The 314-nt window shown below is 57.3% G+C and carries 1 protein-coding gene; it reads left to right on the top strand.

Annotated features, from left to right (window positions below):
* Positions 1–314 (top strand): IS3 family transposase (locus tag MKZ40_RS17090; RefSeq protein ID WP_282628012.1); only part of this gene is annotated, 314 nt, incomplete at both ends.

The following is a 314-nucleotide window of genomic DNA, read 5'->3' as shown; positions in this document are numbered from 1 at the left end:
CTACCGCTCTCTTGATGTCGGACTCCCTGAGCAATTCTCGATAATCGAGCGACTTGAAGAGAGCTACGCGGTGCAGCACTTGTGTCAGGTGTTTGGGGTGCATCGCAGTAGCTACCGGGCTTGGCGTGGTCGGGATAGAAGACCTTGTGAGACTGAGCAGAAGCTGCTGGATCAGGTTGTCGAGGCGCATACCGTCAGTAACGGCTCTGCCGGCGCTCGCAGCATCGCAAAAATGGTCACGCAGGCAGGAATACAGTTGAGTCGTTATCGGGCCAGCAGGCGGATGAAGCAGCTGGGGCTGATGAGTTCGCAGC

The organism is Cobetia sp. BMC6, assembly GCF_029991385.1.
Classification (GTDB): Bacteria; Pseudomonadota; Gammaproteobacteria; order Pseudomonadales; family Halomonadaceae; genus Cobetia.
This window is presented reverse-complemented; position numbering and strand designations above follow the sequence as displayed.